Here is a 20,236-nt window from a genome sequence, read left to right on the forward strand (position 1 = left end):
ATATTCGTCGGGGGCTCAGTCGTTCAACCCGTATTAGTCGGTCAGTGAGTCGACCCACTCCTGGTTTTCATCCATCCACGCGCGCACAATCTCGGTGTAGTCGGTGACGTCTTCTTCACCCGAGTTGTACATGGCGTTCTCCAGCGAGAACAGCACCTCCGAGTCCATCTCGAAGTCAGAGAGCCACCCGTAGACCTCGGGGAACTCCGTCTTGAAGTCGGTGCCAGCGATCGTGTGGATCTCTTCGGCAGCACCCAAGGTTCCGTCCGGGTCTTCGAGGTCTTTGATCTCGAACGCGTCGTAGGCCCAGTGCGGACGCCACAGCGTGACGGCCACGTTTTCACCCGCGTCGAGCTTGGTTTGCAACTCGGCGAGCATCGCGGGCGTCGACGAGGTGATGTACTCCATGCCGTCGAGGCCATACGTCGGAATGACGCTTTCCTGCGTCGCCTTGGTGAGACCGGCGCCGGGCTCGATTCCGATCAGACGGTTATCGAACAGCTCGGCGTTGTCGGCAAGCTCGGTGAGCGAATCAATCGGCGCGTCGGCGTTCACGGCAATCGTGAGCTTGGCGTCGGTGTTCCATGCGCCCAGGTCTTCAATCTTCTCGCCATACTCGGCGAAGTAGTCGGCGTGCGTGAACGGCAGCCAACCGTCAAGGGCGAGGTCATAGCTGCCGTCGGAGACGCCCAAGAACACGGGCCCGGCGTCGGCGTACTCGAGGTCAACGTTGTAACCCTTGTCTTCCAGAACGATCTTCCAGATGTACGAGGCTGCCTCGCCCTCGGGCCAGCCGTTGAAGACGCCAATCGTGATGTCTTTCGAGGCCTCGCCATTGGTTCCGCTTTCTCCTCCCGCGCCTGACGAGCAGCCGGCGAGCGCAATGCTTGCCACCGCTCCGAGTGCGAGGGTACGAAGAATGTTTCGCTTCTTCATTGTTTTCCTTTCCTTCCGCGTGCTGTGCTGCGGTTGTTGGGGATACCCGCGTGTGCCGCGGGCCATTCACACCAGCGGTGTGTCAGTCGAGAAATGTCAGGCCGTTGCTGTCGCACGCGCGGCGACCGAGCTGCGAGCGCGCTTGGACTGACCGAATCCGCCGGTGATGCGGTCAAGGATCATCGCGATCACGACCACCGAAATGCCGGCTTCAAAGCCGAGCGGAACATTGACAGAGCTGAGCGATGCCACGATCGGCTTTCCGAGTCCCGGGGCGCCCACCATGCTGGCAATGACCGACATTGACAGCGAAAGCATGATCACCTGGTTGATGCCCGCCATAATCGACGGCATCGCGAGCGGCAATTGAATCTGTCGCAGAATACGGCCGGGGGTGGCACCGAACGCGTGGCCTGCCTCGACCACCTCGGGGTCGACGCCACGTATGCCGAGTTCGGTGAGACGCACGCCGGGCGCGAGCGCAAACATGATCGTGGCGACGATACCCGGAACCGGGCCCACACTGAACAGGAAGATCGCGGGCAGCAGGTACACGAACGCTGGCATCGTCTGCAGGAAGTCCAGAATCGGTCGCACCACGTTTGACACGCGTTGTGAGCGGGCAGCCCAAATACCGACCGGAACGGCGATTGCGGTGGCAATGACGACGGCAACAACCGTGAGTGCGAGGGTATACATCGCATTTTCCCACTGCGCCACCGTCAGAATCAGGGTGAGTCCGAGCGCGGTACCGATTGCCAGCTTGTACCCCTTGGCGAAGTACGCGATGACCACCAGCACGGCGATGATGACCCAGGCGGGAGGTGCCGTGAATAGCCACGCGGCGGCGTCATAGATCGAGGTGAACACCTGCGCGATGAAGTCGAAGAATCCGCCCAAATACTCCTTCAAGAAGTTAATGATCTCCTTGACGGCCTTGCCCAGCGGAATACGCGCGCCGTCGGCGAGCCACTGTGAAATATCCATTAGCTGGCCTCCCCTTCGGTTGCGGCATCGACAAGCGGCGTGAACTGCGCCACCATCTCAATCGGTGACTGAATGATCGGCATCTCCCGAGTGGTTGCCGGAACATTGCCGAGCGCGGCAAGCAGGGTGACTCGCGGAATCACGCCGATGAGACGGTTGTTTTCGTCGACCACCGCCAATGGCACCGGGCTTTCAACGGCCGCCTCGACGATGTCGGTGAGCAGGTCATCCGGCCCCACGGTCAACACGTTGGTGTCGACGATTGCTCGCAGGTCAGTGCCGCCCGATTTCACGGCGCGAATGACGGCGCGGTCGGTGACGGCGCCGACGAGGCGTCGGCTTTCCACCGCGAAGACCGCGCTGACCTGCTCTTCGCGAAGTACCCGCAGCGCACCACGCACTCCCGCACTAATGGGAGTTGTCAGGTGTGGTGGTTCCATCACGGCGCTCGCCGTCAGCACGCGCGTACGGTCCACGTCTTGCACAAACTGGGCGACGTAGTCGTTGGCCGGATCGGTCAGGATCTCTTCCGGCGTTCCCTGTTGCACGATGCGTCCGTCGCGCATGACCGCGATGCGGTCGCCGAGAAACATCGCCTCGTTCAGGTCGTGGGTGATGAAGATAATGGTGCGACCGAGCTCCTGCTGCAGTTCGACCAGTTGCTCCTGCATTTCTCGCCGGATCAGCGGATCGAGGGCGCTGAAGGCCTCGTCCATCAACAAGATGTCGGTGCCGGCCGTCAGCGCTCTGGCAAGTCCAACGCGCTGACGCATGCCGCCGGAGAGCTCATCAGGAAACGCTTGAGCGCGATTGCCGAGCCCAACCCTGTCGAGAATTTCTTGTGCGCGTGCCAGCCGCTCCTCTTTCGCGACGCCCTGAATTTCCAGCGCGTAGGCGGCGTTATCGATCACCGTGCGGTGCGGCAGCAGTGCAAAGTGCTGGAACACCATCGATACGGCACTGCGACGAATGCCGCGCAGTTCGCTCGCCGACGCCTTACCGATGCTGTGGCCCTGCACCACGACGTCGCCATCTGTGGGCGCGAGCAGGCCGTTGAGCATGCGAATGATGGTCGACTTACCGGAGCCAGACAGGCCCATGATCACAAAGATTTCACCGCGGTTCACGGTGAAGCTGGCGTCGATAACGGCCGCGGTTCCGGCGTCGGCGACGTCGGAACGGGATTCTCCCGCCTTCAAGCGCTTAACCGCGCTGGCAGGGTTTCGGCCAAAAACTTTATAGAGATTCTGCGCAACAAGTGCGATTTCGGACACGTTTCCCCCCGGCTCGCCTCAAAGTGAGGTGAGCGTTCGGTTACGTCCGGGTGATGCCTACGGGGCCGCTTCGACAGCGTTGTGCTGACGGCTCGGGCAACAAACTTCGGGTTCACTGCATAAGGCAACGACCGTACGCTCGGGTATCTTCACTGCACATGCGTCGAAAAAGACCCCGGCCGCGGACTGGTCTGAGGGCTAAAGCCTCAACCCACGCTAGCGAACCGCGACAGCACGGGGCAAATCCCGAGACCAAAACGAGACCTTAGCCAATGTTCGAACGCATCAGCGATGCCACCAGTGGCGCAAGGCTCGCACCGATCTCATCGGCGGGGCGCTTGTTACCCGCGACCTCGAAGGAGTGTCCGCCGCCCTCAATCCACGAAATGGTGGCTGCCGGCAGCGCGCGCACGATGTCTTCCAACTGCTCATGCGGGTCAACAAACGCGTCTTTGGTTCCTTCGATGAACAGCTGCGGAACCATGATGGCCGGCAGATGTTCGGCTCGCGGCGCATCGGGCTTGCCCGGTTGGTGCAGTGGATAGCCGAGGTAGACGAGGCCGCTCACACCCATCCCGTCGGCGACCGCCATCGACGCCATCCGGCCGCCGTAACTCTTCCCTGCGGCCCACAGCGGCAGGTCACTGCCGACCGCCTCCACCACGACGCGCCACGTCGCGATAGCGTGCGCGGCCGGGCCGGGCATGCGACGGCCAGCCTGGGCGTAGGGAAAGTTAAAGCGCGCGGTCGATACGCCTTCTGCCCGCATGCCCTCGGCAAAGCCCACCAAAAAGGCGTGGTTCATCCCAGCTCCGGCACCGTGCGCGATCGGCATCATCGCCCAGGCATCGACGGCTTCTTCAAGGTCGATGTCAAAGGCGGCGTCACCCTTAGGTAACGCCACGGTCAACGCGCGCGTCGTCATGACCCGGTGGTGTCGGTGGCCGGTCGCGTCGTGGACGCCTCGTTTGTCGCCCCCGCAGCAGGCTCGGAGGCCGCCGGCTGCCCGTAACCGGGCAGCCGCTCACCGTACTGTGGAGGCGCATTGTCAATCACTCGTGGCGCACGCGGGCGTGCGCCACGCATCTCACTCATCACTTCGCGCGCCTTATGGATGCTGGTGACCTTAACGGTGACGTCATAGTGGTCGGCGAGCACCGCCATCACACTTGCAAAAGACCGACGCCGACGCATGATGAGGTACGACAGAAACGACATCGCCATACCAATGGCCATGCAAATCAGAAGCGTCGCAAAATACACGGCGCCCGGAATCGCCGGGTTAAAAATAGCCTGAATCGCGCAGGCACCGATGCCCAGCATGAGGCCGTTGATGAGGCCGCCGCGTGCCGCGGTGACATAACCGAGCCGGCCGGTGATGCGCTCGACAGAGCGCAAGCCGTTGCCCACGATCGAGATGTCGCGCGGCGGAATGTCGGCGTCAATGAGCTTGGACGCGGCCTTCTGCGCGGCCTCGTATTCGGGAAACGACGCGACCGTTTCACCGATGTCGTTCTTGCCGATGTTTGCACCCATCATGCTCATGAGGCCATTGTTTCACGCACCGTGTGGGACTGCCTGACAGTTCGGTATCAGGACTACGCTGGTGATGTGAGCACTCAGAGGGTTTTCGTTGCGCGCCTGGCGGGCTGCGTCGTTTTCGACCCCTCCGGCGATCGACTCGGCAAGGTCCGTGACGTCGTCGTCGTGTACCGAAAATCCGACCCGCCCCGCGTCATCGGCCTGGTGTGCGAAATTCCAGGCAGACGACAGGTGTTCGTCTCGATCAACCGAGTGACATCGATTTCTCAGGGCCAGGTCATTACGACTGGCCTCATCAATGTGCGCCGCTTTCAGCAGCGCGCCGGCGAAATTCGCGTCATCGCCGAGCTGATCGGTCGCCGGTTCAACTTTGCCGATGGTTCCGGCACCGGAACCGTCGAAGACGTTGCCATCGAACGCTCCCGCTCGGGTGTGTGGGATGTCAGCCAGCTGTTCTTGCGCAAGCCCAAGACCAGCGCATCGCCCTTCGCGAAGGGCGCGACAACCTTTGCCTCGTGGAACGAGGTGCGCGAGCAGCATGCGCCAGGGCACGCGCAGTCTGCCGAGCACCTCGTGCAGTCCATGTCAGAGATGCGGCCAGCCGACCTCGCCAACAGCCTGCTCGATCTGCCGGAGGCCCGCATGTTGCGCGTCGCAGAAGAGCTCCCCGATGAGCGCCTCGCCGATGCTCTGGAAGAAATGCCAGAAGACGAACAGGTGCACATTTTGGAGCAGCTCGGCGACGAGCGCGCCGCCGACATTCTGGACGCGATGGAACCAGATGATGCCGCCGACCTGCTGGCGCAACTGCCCGAGGGGCGCCTGCAGCAGCTGCTGGAGCTGATGGAACCAGACGAGGCCGAGGACGTTCGCGCGCTGCTGCAATACGGACCAGACACGGCCGGTGGTCTGATGACGACCGAGCCGATCATCATGTCGGCCGATGCCACGGTCGCCGAGGCGCTCGCGCTGATCCGCCGCCACGAACTGCACCCCGCACTGGCGGCCGCGGTGTTTGTCACCCTGCCGCCGTATGAAACGCCGACCGGTCGCCTGCTGGGTGTCGTGCATTTCCAAAAGATGCTGCGCTACCCACCGCACGAGCGCCTTGGTTCCATCATTGACGAAGCTTCTGAGCCGGTGCTGGCCTCCGCTTCGGCGGCAGAAGTTGCGCGCATTCTCGCCTCGTATGACCTGGTGTCGCTGCCGGTGGTTGACGACAGTCACCGCCTGGTCGGGGCGATCTCTGTCGACGATATGCTCGACTACCTGCTGCCTGATGACTGGCGCTCGCAAGACTCCGAGGCGCAGCCAGGAGCACGCTCGTGATGGCGCGCGGCGGCCAGCTCGAGACGCCGCTGGGCCGTTCGAGCCGGCGCGCCTCCGCGGAGAACAAAGACCGGTTTGGTCGCTTCACCGAGTGGATTGCGCGCGCCATGGGAACCCCCATGTTTCTGGCGATCCTCACGCTGTTCTGTATTGCGTGGATCGCGTGGAACACGCTCACCCCGCCGCACGTGCGCTTTGACTCGGCGGCCAATGGTTTTACCGCGCTCACGCTGATGCTTTCGTTGCAGGCCTCTTACGCCGCTCCCCTGATTCTGTTGGCGCAGAACCGCCAAGACGACCGCGACCGGGTTCAGATTGAGCAAGACCGGCAGCGTGCCGAGCGCAACCTGGCCGACACCGAATATCTCGCCCGCGAAGTTGTAGCGCTGCGCATGTCGATTGACTCCATGACCAAAGACGTCATGACGCGCGATGTATTGCGCCACGAGTTGCGGGCGCTTCTTGACGACCTCGATCGCCGCGATCAGACCGACGTGGCCCCCACCGAGCAGCACAGTGACCACCGCTGACGCCGTTCGCGCCGCCGTCGGCGGTGTGACCGATCCGGAGTTGCGCCGTCCGCTGGCAGAGCTCGACATGATTCGTGACGTGCGCGTCGACGGAAACACGGCGCACGTCGAGATGGTGCTCACGATTGTGGGCTGCCCGGCTGCTACCCGCATCGAAGCCGATGTCCGGGCCGCAGCGCTCGGGGTTGCCGGTGTGAGCGAAGCAGATATTCAGGTGGGTGTGATGACGCCCGCGGAACGGGCAGCACTGACCGAAAAGCTGCGCGCGGGTCGCCCCGCGCGGGTGATGCCGTTTGGCCCAGAATCACTGACCCGCGTGATTGCGGTCACCAGCGGCAAGGGCGGCGTCGGCAAGTCGACCGTAACCGCCAACCTGGCGATCGCGCTCGCGCAACAGGGGCTTCGGGTTGGTCTTATTGATGCTGACGTGCACGGGTTCTCGATTCCCGCACTCATGGGCATTCCGGCCGGAACCATGCCAACGCGACTCGACGACATGATTCTGCCGCCCATCGCCCACGATGTGCGCGTGATCTCGATCGGCATGTTCTTGCAGGGCGGCGACAACCCGGGGGCTGTGGCTTGGCGCGGACCGATGCTTCACCGCACCGTTTTGCAGTTTCTCACCGACGTCTACTTCGGTGACCTCGATGTCTTGCTGCTCGATATGCCGCCGGGTACCGGCGATGTTGCCATCTCGGTCGGCCAAATTCTGCCGCACGCCGAGGTGCTGGTCGTCACCACACCACAAGCCGCCGCCAGCGATGTTGCGGTGCGCAGTGGACTGGTCGCACGACAGACCGGTCAAAGCGTGATTGGGGTCGTCGAAAACATGGCCACGATGACGCTGCCCGATGGTTCCGTTCTTGACCTTTTCGGTACCGGCGGCGGCGATGACGTAGCTCGTGCGCTCTCGACGGCGGGCGAAAACGTTGCGGTGTTGGCGCGCGTTCCGCTCAGCATGGCGCTGCGTGCCGGCGGCGACAGCGGCGAGGCGGTCGTCGTGTCTTCTCCCGCCGACCCTGCCGCGATTGCGATCACGGCGCTCGCCACCGCCGTGAAGAACCGCGGTCGGGGCCTCGGCGGCAAGCCGCTCCCCCTCGCTATCGGCTAGCTGCCCCCTTTCGCAGCCGGGCGTAATCGGCTTGACTGTGGCCATGATGATCGAAGAAAAAGCGGCCGCCCTCCTCCAGCTACACGAAGACGATGCCATCCTGAGCGTGGTCAACGTGTGGGATGCAATTTCTGCGAAGGTCGTGGCGGAGACTCCCGGAACGACCGCGTTGGCAACGGCCAGCCACTCGATATCGGCGACGCTCGGCTACCCCGACGGCGAGGTCATCCCGTTTGAAGAGCATCTGATGATGATTCGCCGCATTGTGGCGACCACCAATCTTCCGGTCAGCGCCGACCTTGAGGCGGGCTATGGCGATGCCGCCGAGGCCGTGCGGCGTGCCATCGGTGTCGGCGTCGTCGGCGCGAACATCGAAGACCAAATGAAGCCCATCGCCGAGGCCACCCGCATCGTTGAATCAGTCATGGCTGCCGGCGACCGGGAGGGCATTCGGTTTGTGTTGAACGCGCGCACAGATGCCTTCGTGCGCGCCGGCGACCGCGACCCCGGTGCCGTGCTGGATGACGCGATTGAACGCGGGCAGGCGTATTTGCAGGCCGGTGCGCCCGTGGTGTTCGTGCCCGGCAAGCTCAACGAGGCCCAGGTGCGCGCCCTGGTCGACGCCTTCGGCCCGCGCCGACTCACCATGATCGGCGTACCAGGATCGCTCTCCCGCGACCGGCTGCAGGAGCTGGGGGTCGCCCGAATCTCCTACGGGCCGTGGTCGCAGCGCGTGGCGCTGACGGCCTTGCAAGACCTCACGGCAACGGTTGCCGCCGGTGGCGGCCTGCCCGAAGGTACCAAGACCCTCAATTAGGCGCTACGTTGCCTCGCTGTCGTACGGCGGCAACTCGCCAGCCGTGAGACGCTGCGCGGCGCGCATGCGTGCCGTGGTGCGCGGAGCCGGGGTATTGCCTCCGGGTTCCGCGCCTGCGGGCGCCGGAACCACCTCATCGAGAATCGCCTCGCGAATGATGCGCCTGGGGTCGTACTGACGTGGATCAAGCTTGCGCCAATCCACGTCTTCAAATTCCGGACCCATCTCTTGCGAGACGCGATCTTTCGCGCCACGCAGGTATTCGCCCGCTCGCTTCACGAGACGTGCGAACCCCTCCGCGTACTTCGGTAGCCGCTCGGGGCCGACCACCATGAGCGCGATCACCGCGATCACGATCAGTTTGTCGGCAGAGAGCCCGAAGTTCATGCCTTTAGATTACCCGCCGCGCCTTAACGTCTGCCATGACACGAGCACGTAGCCTTGATGCGGAGGAGTCATGAGCGAACACGATGCTATTGCCCGCTTTGCCCGGGAGTCGATTATCGAACCCGAGCACATTCAGCGCGCACGTACGCATGCCGTCGAAATTGGCGCGCAGCCGATTAGCGCGGGCATCGGAGCTCAGTGCGCCGTGATTGCCGCGGCAACGGCGGCCACCAGCATGGTGGAGATCGGAACCGGTGCCGGCGTCTCCGGGTTGTGGCTGCTTCGTGGCGCACCCGGCGCGATTCTGACGACGATCGACAGCGAACCCGAGCACCTCGGCGTCGCACGCCAGTCGTTTCACGATGCCAAGGTTCCGCCCTCGCGTGCCCGCTTTATTTCGGGCCGAGCCCTTGATGTCCTGCCGCGCATGAACGAAGCGTCGTATGACGTCGTGCTCATCGACGCCGACCCCGAAAACGTCATCGCGTATGTCGAGCACGGCCTGCGCCTGGTTCGTCCCGGCGGAACGGTGCTGATTCCTCGCGTGCTGAATGGCGGCAAGGTCGCAGACCCGGTGCAGCGTGACGAAGCCACACGCGCCTACCGCTCACTCATTCAAGAGACCCAGGCCTCCCCCGCCGTTGTGGGTGCGCTCTCCACGCTTAACGAGGGTCTGCTTCAGCTCACCCTGCTGCCGGAATAGTCCGCAGAAATACGGAATAGTCAGCAGAAATACAAAATGGCCGGGTGAACATCACCCGGCCATTTTGTATGTGACAGAAGTTAGGCGGCGTTGACGACGCCGCTCAAAACCTCATGCAGTTCCTTGGCTTCGTCATCGTTGACGGAGACTACGAGTCGTCCGCCCCCCTCCAGCGGAACGCGCACGATAATGAGGCGTCCTTCCTTCACGGCTTCCATCGGTCCATCGCCAGTCCTTGGCTTCATGGCTGCCATTTCGGGCCCCTTTCGTCCTGGTATGTAACTAGTTTATCGGTTTCCTGACAGTCGCCGATTCGCGGCCGAAATCTTAGGGAATTCGGGTGATGGTATTGCCGTAGGCATACATCTCGAAGATCCAGATGACCTGGTACGCCAGGCACCCGCCCAGCACGAGTAGCCGCCCCCACAGCGGCTTAATTTGTGCGGGCGCGCCCGACAACGGGGTGAGGGGCATCAGCAGCCGCAACGTGGATGACTGCGGAAAGAACACCGCCAGCAGGTACAGCAAATAGCTCGCCGAGAACAGTCGCACCTCGACGCCCAACTTCTTCACGTAACGCGATTGCCACAGCAGCAGCATGGTTCCGGCGAGCACGGCGCCAAATAGCGCCCAGCCTGCCCATGCCGGCACCTGCCACTGCGCAAACCAGAAGTTCAGGCCGAGAATCCAACCGTCAAACGGCACAAAGTGCGGGACGGAATCTGGCAACCAGTTGCGTCGCCAGGAGAGTTCCGTCTGCAGGTAGGCCGTGGGGTCTCCCATCGCCATGCCCGCAATAATCGGCCAGCTCAGCCCCACTGCGGCGGCCAACAGGCCCGCCGCGACGATGTGCACAATCTGCACCGCGGGCAACGGGTCGCTGCGGCGACGGAACCATCGCCATATGCCGTAGAGCGCCAGCATGAGCGAGAAGGCAAGAACCCCGGGGCGGGTGTATCCCATCAGCGGAATGAGTAGGTATAGCCAGGCGAACCGTCGGCGAACAACGACGTACAGCGCGCACAGCAGGAAGAACAAGAACAACGCTTCGGCGTAGCCGACATGAAACAGCGCGGCCAGCGGGCCATTGGCGAAAAACACCACCGCCCACAGCGACTGTGTGTGGGTCAGACGAGTGCGCATCAGGGCGTACAGCGCGTAGCTGGCACCGAACCCGGCGATGAGCGACACGAGCGCGGCGCCCGCCGCCCACGACCCGAAGGGCAACGAAACTGCTTTCGCGAGGTATGCGTACAGCGGCATGAATGCCCACGCATTCTCCATCGGCCGCCCGTCTTCGCTCATCGGCAGCTCAGTCGGGTATCCGACGTCGGCGACGATCCAGTACCAGTTGGCGTCCCATCCGATGACGAAGTCAGCCACCGTTGCCGCCGCGCCAAATCGCGAGAGCGGGCCAGATGCGGACGCCGCCGCAAACAACACGCTCAACGTCACGACGCGCGCGACGAGGTAGATCGCGGCGACCTGCGCGAGCGCGGGCAGCGAACGGAAGGTTTCGCCGCGTGTTACGCGAGCCACGCGCGCAGTGCCGTCTCGACGGCCTCAATCTGGGCGACCTCGACGCGCTCTTCGTCGTGGTGCGCCAGCGACGGGTCCCCCGGACCATAGTTGACCGCCGGAATTCCGGCGGCGGAGAATCGAGCGACGTCGGTCCAGCCATATTTCGGCTTGGCCGCGGCTCCCACCGCCGCCAAGAATTCTTGAGCGAGCGGGGCATCCAAGCCAGGGCGAGCACCGGCGGCAAGATCGGTGAATTCCACCTCGAACGAGTCGAAGAAGTCGCTCACATACTGTTGCGCGGCCTCCAGCGAACGATCCGGCGCAAAGCGGAAGTTCACCTCCACCTCGCACAGGTCGGGAATCACGTTGCCTGCCACCCCGCCCGTGATCGCCACCGCATTGAGGCCCTCGCGGTACACGAGCCCCTCAACCTCTGCGTCGCGCGGCGTGTACTCGTTCAGACGCGCGAGGATGGGCGCTGCCGCGTGAATAGCGTTCTTTCCCATCCAGGCGCGTGCTGAATGCGCGCGCACGCCGTGGGTGCGCACAACGGCTCGCAAGGTTCCGTTACAGCCGCCTTCAACGGCGCCATTGGAGGGTTCGCCGAGAATAGCGAAATCGCCCACCATCAGATCGGGGCGGTTTCGGGCCAGCCGCCCGAGCCCGTTGAGTGAGCTGTCTACCTCTTCGTGGTCGTACCACAGCCAGGTGATGTCAACCGCGGGGGCGGTGAGCTCGGCGGCAAGCTTGAGCTGCACGGCAACGCCCGCCTTCATGTCAACGGTGCCGCGACCCCAGATGTACTCATCACCGTCGATGGTGCGCAGTTGCGTCGGAAGGTTGTTGTTGATCGGAACGGTGTCGATATGACCGGCAATGATGACACGTCGCTCGCGCCCCAGGTTGGTGCGCGCCACGATGAGATCGCCATCACGGATGACCTCAAGGTGGGGATAGTCGGCGAGGGCCTGCTCGATGAGGTCGGCCAACGGCTTTTCGTCACCGGAAACGCTCGGAACATCGCAAATGGCCTGGGTGAGGTGTACGGATGAAACCGTGAGATCAAGCGTCGACATGCGATCCACTCTACTGGCGACGAAATATCATCTGCAGTCCCGGTACCGTTGAGCTATGACTGATGCACGTTGGATTTGGGCAGAGGGTCTGCGGACCGTGGCACACGACGAAACGGTGCTCGATGCGCTGTATCCGTCACCGGCGGCAGGGCGCGCGCCGGCCGATCACACGGCCACCCTGACAGGCCGTGTCGATGAGCGCCGCGGCGTGAGGGTTGAAGCGATCACCGTCGAGATCGACCTGAATACGCCGCCGGCCTCGACCGAAGACGCCTACCTGCGCCTGCAGGCGCTCTCGCATCTGCTGGTGCAGCCCAACGAGCTCAACCTCGATGGCATCTTCGGCCACCTCCCCAATGTGGCCTGGACGAACGCGGGCCCGATGCTCCCCGCCGAGGTTGCCGCGCGACGCGCCGAGTTGCAGGCTGCCGGCATCCAGGTGCAGGGGCTCGACAAGTTTCCCCGGCTCACCGACTACGTGCTCCCCACCGGCGTGCGCATCGCCGACGTCTCGCGCGTTCGCTTGGGCGCATACCTGAGCCCCGGAACCACGGTGATGCACGAAGGGTTCGTCAACTTCAACGCTGGCACGTTGGGTGCCTCGATGGTGGAAGGTCGCATCTCGCAGGGCGTTGTCGTCGGTGACGGCTCTGACATCGGCGGTGGCGCCTCCATCATGGGCACGCTCTCCGGTGGCGGATCACACCGCGTCTCCATTGGCGAGCGCACCCTGCTGGGCGCCAACGCCGGCATCGGCATCTCGCTCGGCGACGACTGTGTTGTCGAGGCAGGGCTCTACGTTACGGCCGGCTCGAAAATCGTGCTCGTCGATCAGCCCCTGCAAGCCGACGGCTCCCCGGTCGTTGTGAAAGGTTCCGAGCTGTCTGGCAAGAATGGCGTGCTGTTGCGACGCAACTCGCTGACCGGTGCCATTGAGGCCGTTGCCCGACAGGGCGTCGGTGTCACCTTGAACGAGGCGCTTCACGCCTGAACGTGGCTCAGCCTGCGACAGCGGCCCGGGGTGGCACTCACCCCAAATACGAAACTCCCCAGCAGGTCTGCTGGGGAGTTTCGTATTGGCCGATTACATGCCCGGGTAGTTGCGCTCGGGTGCTCCCGTGTACAGCTGCTGCGGGCGACCGATCTTGGTCTGCGGGTCGGTGTTCAGCTCGTTCCAGTGCGCAAGCCAGCCGGGCAGACGACCGATGGCGAACAGCACGGTGAACATGCGCGTGGGGAAACCCATCGCCTTGTAGATCACGCCGGTGTAGAAGTCGACGTTGGGGTACAGGCGACGCGACTGGAAGTACTCGTCGTTCAGAGCGATCTCTTCGAGCTCTTTCGCCAGGTCAAGCAGCGGGTCTTTCACGCCGAGCTCGGCGAGTACCTCGTCGGCTGACTCTTTGACGAGCTTCGCGCGCGGGTCGTAGTTCTTGTAGACGCGGTGACCGAAGCCCATGAGCTTCACGCCGTCTTCTTTGTTCTTCACGCGCTCAACGAAGCGCTTGACGCCCTCGCCGGAGTCGCGAATCTTGCCCAGCATGTCAAGCACGGCCTCATTGGCGCCACCGTGCAGCGGGCCGTAAAGGGCATTGATGCCGGCGGAAATCGAGGAGAACTGGTTTGCGCCGGTGGAACCAACCAGGCGCACCGTCGACGTCGAGGCGTTCTGCTCGTGGTCTTCGTGCAGAATCAGCAGACGCTCAAGCGCCCGAGACATCACGGGGTTCGCGACATACTCTTCGCTCAGCACACCGAAGTTCAGCTTCAAGAAGTTGTCGACGAAGCTCAGCGAATTATCTGGGTAAAGGAAGGCCTGGCCGATGCTCTTCTTGTGCGCGTAGGCGGCAAGCACGGGAAGCTTAGCGAGCATGCGAATGGTGTTGAGTTCAACGTGCTCGGGGTTGTGCGGGTCTGACTGACCTTCGTAGTAGGTCGACAGCGCTGATACGGCCGACGACAGCACCGACATCGGGTGCGCCGTGTGCGGCAAAGCGGAGAAGAAGTGCTTCAGGTCTTCGTGAATCAGCGTGTGGCGACGAATCTTCTCGTCAAACTCACCCAGCTGGTCACCCGTCGGCAGCTCGCCATAAATCAGCAGCCAGGCCACCTCAAGGTAGGAGCTGTTCTTCGCGAGCTGTTCAATCGGGTAGCCACGGTAGCGCAGGATTCCCTCATCGCCATCGATGAAGGTGATTGCCGACTTCGTGGCGGCGGTGTTGACAAAGCCGTAGTCCAGAGCGGTGTGCCCTGTCTGCTTGGTCAGTGTTGCAAAGTCGATGGCCGGGGTGCCATCCGTTCCCTGCAGAACTGGGAACTCGGCGGTCGTGCCACCAATCGACAGTGTGGCCTTCTCGGGCTGGGTTGCCGCGTCCGTCACGGTGCCTCCTTGCGATCTGTATCGACGAGAGTCGTTTGTGCCGCGGTTGACACGGCTTCGGGCCTCTTCACAGAAGCCGCACATTTACAGCCTAGTAGGACTCCGACTGTACTGTTGACCGCCGCAAAGGATCATCGAATTCGATGGAGGATATCTACGAAATCTGTCGCAAACGCTCCGCGGCAGCCGCGATTCGTTCGTCTGGTGCGGTGAGCGAGAGGCGGATATGCTGCGGAAAGTACGGTCCGTAGAAGACGCCGGGGCCGGCAAGAATTCCGAGCTCGGCGAGGCGTTGCATGCTCTCCCAGGCGTCTTTACCTTCGGTCGCCCACAGGTACAGCCCGGCTTCGCTGTGGTCAACGCGGAATCCGGCCGCTTCCAGAGCGGGCTTAAGCACGCTGCGGCGCGCGCGATAGCGCTCCTTCTGTTCGGCGACGTGCGCGTCGTCGGCCAGGGCGACAGCCATCGCCTCCTGCACCGGTTGCGGCAGCATCAGCCCAAGGTGTTTTCTCGCCATCAGCAAGCGCACCACGAGATCAGCGTCGCCGGCCATAAAGGCGGCGCGGTAACCCGCGAGATTGGACTGCTTTGACAGCGAATACACCGAAAGCACGCCGGTGATATCGCCGTCGGTCACTCGCTCATCAAGGATCGACGGAATCGGCTGCGTTGCCCACTCCCCCTCCCAGCCGAGTTCGGCATAGCATTCGTCGCCAGCGATGACGGCACCCAGCTCACGAGCGCGCGCGACGGCGGCGCGCAGTTCCGCAACGCCTAACACCCGCCCATCCGGGTTGCCGGGCGAATTCAGCCAAATCAGCTTGGTTCCGTCCGGCCAGCGTGCCGGGTCATCTTCCGCCACCGGTGTTGCTCCGGCAACGACGGCGCCCACCTCATATGTGGGGTACGCCGCGCGGGGGTGCACCACAATGTCGCCGCTACCCAACCCCAAAAGTGTTGGCAACAGCGCGACCAGCTCTTTGGAGCCGATGGTGGGCAAGACGTTGTGCGGCGTGAGACCAACAACGCCGCGTCGCCGCGCAAACCAGTTCACAATCGCTTCGCGAAGCGGAACCGTGCCAACAGTTTGCGGGTATGCATGCGCCTCGGTGGCTGCGGCAAGCGCCTCACGGATGATGACGGGAGTCTCATCAACGGGCGAGCCGATCGACAGATCGACAATGCCGCCCTCGTGTTCGCGGGCGAGCTGCGCGAGTGGCGCTACTGCGTCCCACGGGTAATCCGCGAGATCGCGGACGCTCATGCTTGCGGGGGAAGCACGGTAATAACCGGGTGGTCCTTCGGAATCACGCCGACCTTCGCGGCGCCTCCGGGCGAGCCTACGCCGTCAAAGAACTCGACGTTGGCCTTGTAGTAGTCAGACCACTCTTCGGGAAGGTCGTCTTCGTAATAGATCGCCTCGACGGGGCAGACCGGTTCGCACGCACCGCAATCCACACATTCATCCGGGTGAATGTAGAGCATGCGCTCACCCTCGTAGATACAGTCAACGGGGCATTCGTCAATGCAGGCGCGGTCTTTCACGTCTACACAGGGCAGTGCAATTACGTACGTCACAACTTCAGTCTACTTCGCGTTGAGCGCGCGGAGCTTGGACGCGCTCGGCCAGGCGGCGATCGCGACCACGACGGCTGTCAAGCCCAACGACCACACGATGCCGAGAATTGAATCCGGAACCACGATGGAGCCGCCAGGGCCGCGGCCGGAGAGCACCACAAGCGCCCCCAACATGCCCACGCCGGCGGCAACGACGGCGAAGCGGTCTTCGGTGATCATCCGCAGTGCCACCAGCAGTGCTGCGCACCCGACAATTCCAACGACAAAGCCGATCGGGATTCCCGCCGGCATCGACGAGTAGGTAATGGTTCCGGCGGTACCGAACACGATTCCCAGCAGGAGCGCCATTAACCAGGTGATAATGCGGGAGAAAAGTTGCACCCCGCTATCGTACTCGCGCCCGATTTGTGTCAGCCGTCAGGCAGCGAGACCCCACAGCCGCAACAGGGCGGCCGTCACCGCGCCCGCCAGCACCACGAGCAGAAAGGGTGCGCGCACACTCAACAAGATGGCGGCAACGATGACGGCAGGAACTCGGGCGTCAAGCACAATGCTCTGGCCGCTTGCCAGCGTCTGGGTGGCAACGAGCGCGGCCAACAGCGCCACCGTGAGAAGGTCGGTGATCCGCGCGGTGCGCGGCTTGTCGAGCCAGTGGGTAGGGGTCAGGTAGCCGGCAAGTTTGAGGAGCATGCAGGCGATGCATGCGAGCAGAACCGCTGACCACAGGGTCACGCTGCCACCTCCTTTCGGGCGAACAGATTGAACCAGCCGACGATGACGGCAACCGATGCCGCGATGAGGACGGGCGTTCCTGGCATCACGATCGGCGTCACCGCCGTTGCCACCACCGCTGCGGCAACACCGACCGCGATAGCCTGCCGGGTGCGCAACCGCGGCCACAGCAACGCGACGAACGCGGCAGCGGCGGCGGCATCGAGCCCCCAGGCTCGTGGATCCCCCAGCACATCGCCGACGATCGCGCCGACCAGGGTCATGATGTTCCATCCCACAAAGACGCCGAGTCCGGTTGCCCAGAATCCAATGAGGCGTGAGCGGGTGTCTTTTTGGGCCAGCGCCACGGCCACCGATTCATCGATCGTGACGTGAGCTGCCGCAATGCGCTTCGGGGTGCCGCGACCGATGAGCGCCGACATGCGCATGCCGTAGGCGACGTTTCGGATACCCAGCAGGGTGGCGCTCGCGATGGCGGCCGGCGCCGCAGCGAGGCCCCCAGAGCCAATCACGCCGATGAAGGCGAACTGCGAGCCGCCGGTAAACATCAGCAGGCTCAGCACGCAGGTTTGCCAAATGTCGAGTCCGCTCGACATCGCCAACGCGCCAAACGAGATGCCGTAGGCGCCGGTCGCCAGCGACACGCCAATGGCATCGCGCCACGCCCGGCGCGCATTCGCCTCAGCAACCTCGGAGTCTGACATGAGAATTATTGTGAATGCCAAACATTCGTTCGTCAAGTCGAACGATTGTTTGGCATGATGAACGCATGGATGATCTCCGTACCCACATCGCACAGGCACTGAAGCGCGAGCGTGAGCAGGCGGGCCTCTCGGTCTCGGAGCTTGCCCGGCGCGCCAGTGTCTCAAAGGCAACCGTGTCACAGCTCGAAGCCGCCGCCATCAACCCGACCGTAGAAACCCTGTGGGCGCTGGGAAGCGCGCTGGGCATTCCATTCTCAGCACTGGTGGCCGAAACCGGAGCCGCAACGACGCTGATTCGAGCGCACGACCGCGCCGGGGTTCCGTCAAAGGCGTCACCCTATGTCGCCACCCTGCTGGCAGCCTCTCCCCCACACGTTCGCCGCGACATTTACGTGATCGAGGCCGATCCCGGCAATCCGCACTCATCTGCACCGCACCCGGCCGGGGCCATTGAGCACGTCATCATCATGACGGGCCGAGCTCGCGTCGGCACCGAGGCCGAGGCGATTGAGCTCGGCGCCGGCGACTACTTGTCATACCCAGCAGACGTCACCCACGTGTTTGTCGCACTGGAGGCCGCCACCAGCGCCGTGCTGCTGACCGAACTGCGCTAAAAGCAAACGTGCCCCACCGATCGCAATGATCGGGTGGGGCACGTTATCGGCGCCGACGCTTAGGCGTTGGCGTCTTGCTTCTTCAGGCGGCTGGTCTGACGTGCGCGCAGCGTCGCGTCCAGCTCCACCTTGCGGATGCGCACCTTCTCGGGCGTCACCTCAACGCACTCGTCTTCACGAGCGAACTCCAGGCTCTCCTCAAGCGAGAGCAGGCGCGGCGGCGTCATGGACTCGAAGGTGTCAGCGGTCGCCGAACGCATGTTCGTGAGCTTCTTTTCCTTCGTGATGTTGACGTCCATGTCATCGTTGCGCGAGTTCTCGCCGATGACCATGCCCTCGTACACCTCGTCCTGAGGCGACACGAAGAAGCTCATGCGTTCCTGCAGCGCGATGATGGCGAACGGGGTGACAACACCCGTACGGTCGGCAACGATCGAACCGTTCTGACGCGTGACGATCTGACCCGCCCACGGCTCATAGCCGTGGGAGATTGCGTTGGCAATACCGGTACCTCGGGTCGTGGTCATGAATTCGGTGCGGAAACCGATCAGACCACGCGACGGCACGACGAACTCCATACGAACCCAACCGGTTCCGTGGTTCGACATGCCCTCCATGCGGCCCTTGCGAGCAGCAAGCAGCTGAGTAATCGCACCCAGGTACTCTTCCGGCGCGTCGATCGTCAGGTGCTCAAACGGCTCGTGAACCTTGCCGTCAATCTTCTTGGTCACAACCTGCGGCTTGCCGACGGTCAGCTCGAAGCCTTCGCGACGCATGTTCTCCACCAGGATTGCGAGGGCAAGCTCGCCACGGCCCTGAACTTCCCACGCGTCGGGGCGTCCGATGTCAACAACACGAAGCGACACGTTACCGATGAGCTCGCGGTCGAGGCGGTCCTTCACCATACGCGCCGTCAGCTTGTGACCCTTGACCTTGCCAACCAGCGGCGAGGTGTTGGTTCCGATGGTCATGGAGATTGCCGGGTCGTCGATGTGAATCATCGGCAGCGGGCGAATGTCTTCTGGGTCGGCGATCGTCTCGCCGATCGTGATGCCTTCAAAGCCGGCGATAGCGACGATGTCACCGGGGCCCGCCTCTTCTGCGGGGTAACGCTCCAGAGCGCGGGTCTTCAGCAGCTCGGTGATGCGAGCGTTGCTCGTGGTTCCGTCTGCGCGCACCCAGGCAACCGTCTGGCCCTTCTTCAGCGTGCCGTTGAAAACGCGCAGCAGTGCGAGACGGCCAAGGAACGGGCTGGAGTCGAGGTTGGTGACCCACGCCTGCAACGGAGCCTCGTCATCGTATGCCGGAGCCGGAACGTGCTGCAGGATCGCTTCGAACAGCGGCTCAAGGTCGTCGTTGTCTGGCAGCGTGCCGTCGGCAGGACGGTTGCGGGACGCAGCACCGGCGCGACCGGATGCGTAGACGACCGGAACATCAAGCAGGGCGTCAACGTCAAGGTCGGGAACGTCGTCAACAAGGTCAGACGCGAGGCCAAGCAGCAGGTCTTGCGCTTCGGCTTCGACGGCCTCGATGCGCGCATCCGGGCGGTCGGTCTTGTTGACCGCGAGAATCACGGGCAGCTTCGCCTCAAGCGCCTTGCGCAGCACGAAGCGGGTCTGCGGCAGCGGGCCCTCGGAGGAGTCAACCAGCAGCACGACGCCGTCAACCATCGACAGACCACGCTCAACCTCGCCACCGAAGTCAGCGTGACCGGGGGTGTCGATCACGTTGATGGTGACCGGAACATCGGTGTGCTTGCCGTTGTACGTGATCGCCGTGTTCTTGGCGAGAATCGTGATGCCCTTTTCGCGCTCAAGGTCGTTGGAGTCCATGGCGCGCTCTTCAACGTGCGCGTGTTCGCCAAACGAGCCCGTCTGACGAAGCATCGCGTCGACAAGCGTGGTCTTGCCGTGGTCGACGTGAGCGACGATTGCGACGTTACGGAGATCCGGACGGAGGGCATGCGCCATGAAGGTTGTCCTTGCGTTGGGTATTTGTGCCCAGAATGGGGC

General features: G+C 63.3%; 23 protein-coding genes. 7 read left to right on the top strand and 16 right to left on the bottom strand.

The genetic code is table 11. From position 1 onward, the window contains the following. Window positions 1-33: 33 nt before the first annotated feature. The 5 genes from FVP60_RS02790 to FVP60_RS02810 form a co-directional block, all read right to left on the bottom strand. Window positions 34-936 carry a glycine betaine ABC transporter substrate-binding protein gene (locus tag FVP60_RS02790; protein ID WP_147824732.1) on the bottom strand — a complete coding sequence of 301 codons (903 nt, stop codon included), beginning with the start codon at window positions 934-936 and terminating at the stop codon, window positions 34-36. A 96-nt stretch (window positions 937-1,032) separates the two neighbouring features. Further along, a complete protein-coding gene (locus FVP60_RS02795) occupies window positions 1,033-1,923 on the bottom strand; it encodes an ABC transporter permease (protein ID WP_147824733.1) in 891 nt (296 codons plus the stop codon). Next, window positions 1,923-3,197 (bottom strand): quaternary amine ABC transporter ATP-binding protein, encoded by a 1,275-nt coding sequence (locus tag FVP60_RS02800; protein WP_147824734.1) that lies wholly within the window; start codon window positions 3,195-3,197, stop codon window positions 1,923-1,925. The genes FVP60_RS02795 and FVP60_RS02800 overlap by 1 nt, the downstream gene beginning before the upstream one ends. A gap of 265 nt (window positions 3,198-3,462) precedes the next feature. Then, the gene (locus FVP60_RS02805; protein ID WP_147824735.1) at window positions 3,463-4,122 is read right to left on the bottom strand and encodes an alpha/beta hydrolase family protein; all 660 of its coding nucleotides are present in this window, start codon (window positions 4,120-4,122) and stop codon (window positions 3,463-3,465) included. Then, window positions 4,119-4,742 carry a general stress protein gene (locus tag FVP60_RS02810; RefSeq protein ID WP_147824736.1) on the bottom strand — a complete coding sequence of 208 codons (624 nt, stop codon included), beginning with the start codon at window positions 4,740-4,742 and terminating at the stop codon, window positions 4,119-4,121. The genes FVP60_RS02805 and FVP60_RS02810 overlap by 4 nt, the downstream gene beginning before the upstream one ends. A gap of 66 nt (window positions 4,743-4,808) precedes the next feature. Here FVP60_RS02810 and FVP60_RS02815 point away from each other — a divergent pair, with 66 nt between their 5' ends. From FVP60_RS02815 to FVP60_RS02830, 4 genes are read left to right on the top strand one after another with little or no spacing between them, the layout of a single operon-like run. Next, window positions 4,809-6,068: a magnesium transporter MgtE N-terminal domain-containing protein gene (locus FVP60_RS02815; protein WP_147824737.1), complete on the top strand. Its 1,260-nt coding sequence runs from the start codon at window positions 4,809-4,811 to the stop codon at window positions 6,066-6,068. Further along, entirely contained in the window at window positions 6,068-6,598 is a 531-nt protein-coding gene (locus FVP60_RS02820) for a DUF1003 domain-containing protein (RefSeq protein WP_147825481.1), read from the top strand. Before FVP60_RS02815 ends, FVP60_RS02820 begins: the two co-directional genes overlap by 1 nt. Continuing rightward, a complete protein-coding gene (locus FVP60_RS02825) occupies window positions 6,585-7,712 on the top strand; it encodes an Mrp/NBP35 family ATP-binding protein (RefSeq protein ID WP_246132434.1) in 1,128 nt (375 codons plus the stop codon). Before FVP60_RS02820 ends, FVP60_RS02825 begins: the two co-directional genes overlap by 14 nt. A gap of 43 nt (window positions 7,713-7,755) precedes the next feature. Then, window positions 7,756-8,529: an isocitrate lyase/PEP mutase family protein gene (locus FVP60_RS02830; RefSeq protein WP_147824739.1), complete on the top strand. Its 774-nt coding sequence runs from the start codon at window positions 7,756-7,758 to the stop codon at window positions 8,527-8,529. Window positions 8,530-8,532: 3 nt separating this feature from the next. On the opposite strand, the gene FVP60_RS02835 is transcribed toward FVP60_RS02830, so the two are convergent. Further along, the gene (locus FVP60_RS02835; protein WP_147824740.1) at window positions 8,533-8,916 is read right to left on the bottom strand and encodes a twin-arginine translocase TatA/TatE family subunit; all 384 of its coding nucleotides are present in this window, start codon (window positions 8,914-8,916) and stop codon (window positions 8,533-8,535) included. 70 nt (window positions 8,917-8,986) lie between these two features. On the opposite strand from FVP60_RS02835, the gene FVP60_RS02840 reads away from it, so the two are divergent. Next, window positions 8,987-9,619 carry an O-methyltransferase gene (locus tag FVP60_RS02840; protein ID WP_147824741.1) on the top strand — a complete coding sequence of 211 codons (633 nt, stop codon included), beginning with the start codon at window positions 8,987-8,989 and terminating at the stop codon, window positions 9,617-9,619. A gap of 80 nt (window positions 9,620-9,699) precedes the next feature. Here FVP60_RS02840 and FVP60_RS02845 read toward each other — a convergent pair whose 3' ends face one another. The 3 genes from FVP60_RS02845 to dapE form a co-directional block, all read right to left on the bottom strand. Further along, a complete protein-coding gene (locus tag FVP60_RS02845; RefSeq protein ID WP_147824742.1) occupies window positions 9,700-9,873 on the bottom strand; it encodes a DUF3117 domain-containing protein in 174 nt (57 codons plus the stop codon). Between the two features lie 73 nt (window positions 9,874-9,946). Then, on the bottom strand, window positions 9,947-11,158 hold the full coding sequence (locus FVP60_RS02850; RefSeq protein ID WP_147824743.1) for a hypothetical protein: 1,212 nt from the start codon (window positions 11,156-11,158) through the stop codon (window positions 9,947-9,949). Further along, window positions 11,146-12,216 (bottom strand): succinyl-diaminopimelate desuccinylase, encoded by a 1,071-nt coding sequence (gene dapE / locus FVP60_RS02855; protein WP_147824744.1) that lies wholly within the window; start codon window positions 12,214-12,216, stop codon window positions 11,146-11,148. Before dapE ends, FVP60_RS02850 begins: the two co-directional genes overlap by 13 nt. A 55-nt stretch (window positions 12,217-12,271) precedes the next feature. Between dapE and dapD the strand changes: the two genes are divergently transcribed. Then, window positions 12,272-13,207, top strand: coding sequence for a 2,3,4,5-tetrahydropyridine-2,6-dicarboxylate N-succinyltransferase (gene dapD, locus FVP60_RS02860; RefSeq protein ID WP_147824745.1), 936 nt, complete (start codon window positions 12,272-12,274; stop codon window positions 13,205-13,207). 93 nt (window positions 13,208-13,300) lie between these two features. Here dapD and FVP60_RS02865 read toward each other — a convergent pair whose 3' ends face one another. From FVP60_RS02865 to FVP60_RS02890, 6 genes are all read right to left on the bottom strand, one after another. Beyond that, the gene (locus FVP60_RS02865; RefSeq protein WP_147824746.1) at window positions 13,301-14,596 is read right to left on the bottom strand and encodes a citrate synthase; all 1,296 of its coding nucleotides are present in this window, start codon (window positions 14,594-14,596) and stop codon (window positions 13,301-13,303) included. A gap of 154 nt (window positions 14,597-14,750) precedes the next feature. Continuing rightward, on the bottom strand, window positions 14,751-15,860 hold the full coding sequence (gene dapC / locus FVP60_RS02870; RefSeq protein WP_147824747.1) for a succinyldiaminopimelate transaminase: 1,110 nt from the start codon (window positions 15,858-15,860) through the stop codon (window positions 14,751-14,753). After that, complete coding sequence (fdxA, locus tag FVP60_RS02875) at window positions 15,857-16,174, bottom strand: ferredoxin (protein WP_147824748.1); 318 nt, start codon at window positions 16,172-16,174, stop codon at window positions 15,857-15,859. Before fdxA ends, dapC begins: the two co-directional genes overlap by 4 nt. A gap of 9 nt (window positions 16,175-16,183) precedes the next feature. Then, complete coding sequence (locus FVP60_RS02880; RefSeq protein ID WP_246132435.1) at window positions 16,184-16,555, bottom strand: DUF6113 family protein; 372 nt, start codon at window positions 16,553-16,555, stop codon at window positions 16,184-16,186. Between the two features lie 36 nt (window positions 16,556-16,591). Continuing rightward, complete coding sequence (locus FVP60_RS02885; RefSeq protein ID WP_147824749.1) at window positions 16,592-16,906, bottom strand: AzlD domain-containing protein; 315 nt, start codon at window positions 16,904-16,906, stop codon at window positions 16,592-16,594. Beyond that, window positions 16,903-17,610 carry an AzlC family ABC transporter permease gene (locus FVP60_RS02890; RefSeq protein ID WP_147824750.1) on the bottom strand — a complete coding sequence of 236 codons (708 nt, stop codon included), beginning with the start codon at window positions 17,608-17,610 and terminating at the stop codon, window positions 16,903-16,905. Before FVP60_RS02890 ends, FVP60_RS02885 begins: the two co-directional genes overlap by 4 nt. Before the next feature lie 65 nt (window positions 17,611-17,675). On the opposite strand from FVP60_RS02890, the gene FVP60_RS02895 reads away from it, so the two are divergent. Beyond that, complete coding sequence (locus tag FVP60_RS02895) at window positions 17,676-18,224, top strand: helix-turn-helix domain-containing protein (RefSeq protein ID WP_147824751.1); 549 nt, start codon at window positions 17,676-17,678, stop codon at window positions 18,222-18,224. Between the two features lie 59 nt (window positions 18,225-18,283). Here the strand turns inward: FVP60_RS02895 and typA are convergent, their stop codons facing one another. Further along, entirely contained in the window at window positions 18,284-20,194 is a 1,911-nt protein-coding gene (gene typA / locus FVP60_RS02900; RefSeq protein ID WP_147824752.1) for a translational GTPase TypA, read from the bottom strand. Between the last annotated feature and the right edge of the window lie 42 nt (window positions 20,195-20,236).

Origin of the sequence: Microbacterium mitrae (assembly GCF_008017445.1) — a bacterium.
Lineage (GTDB): Bacteria > Actinomycetota > Actinomycetes > Actinomycetales > Microbacteriaceae > Microbacterium > Microbacterium mitrae.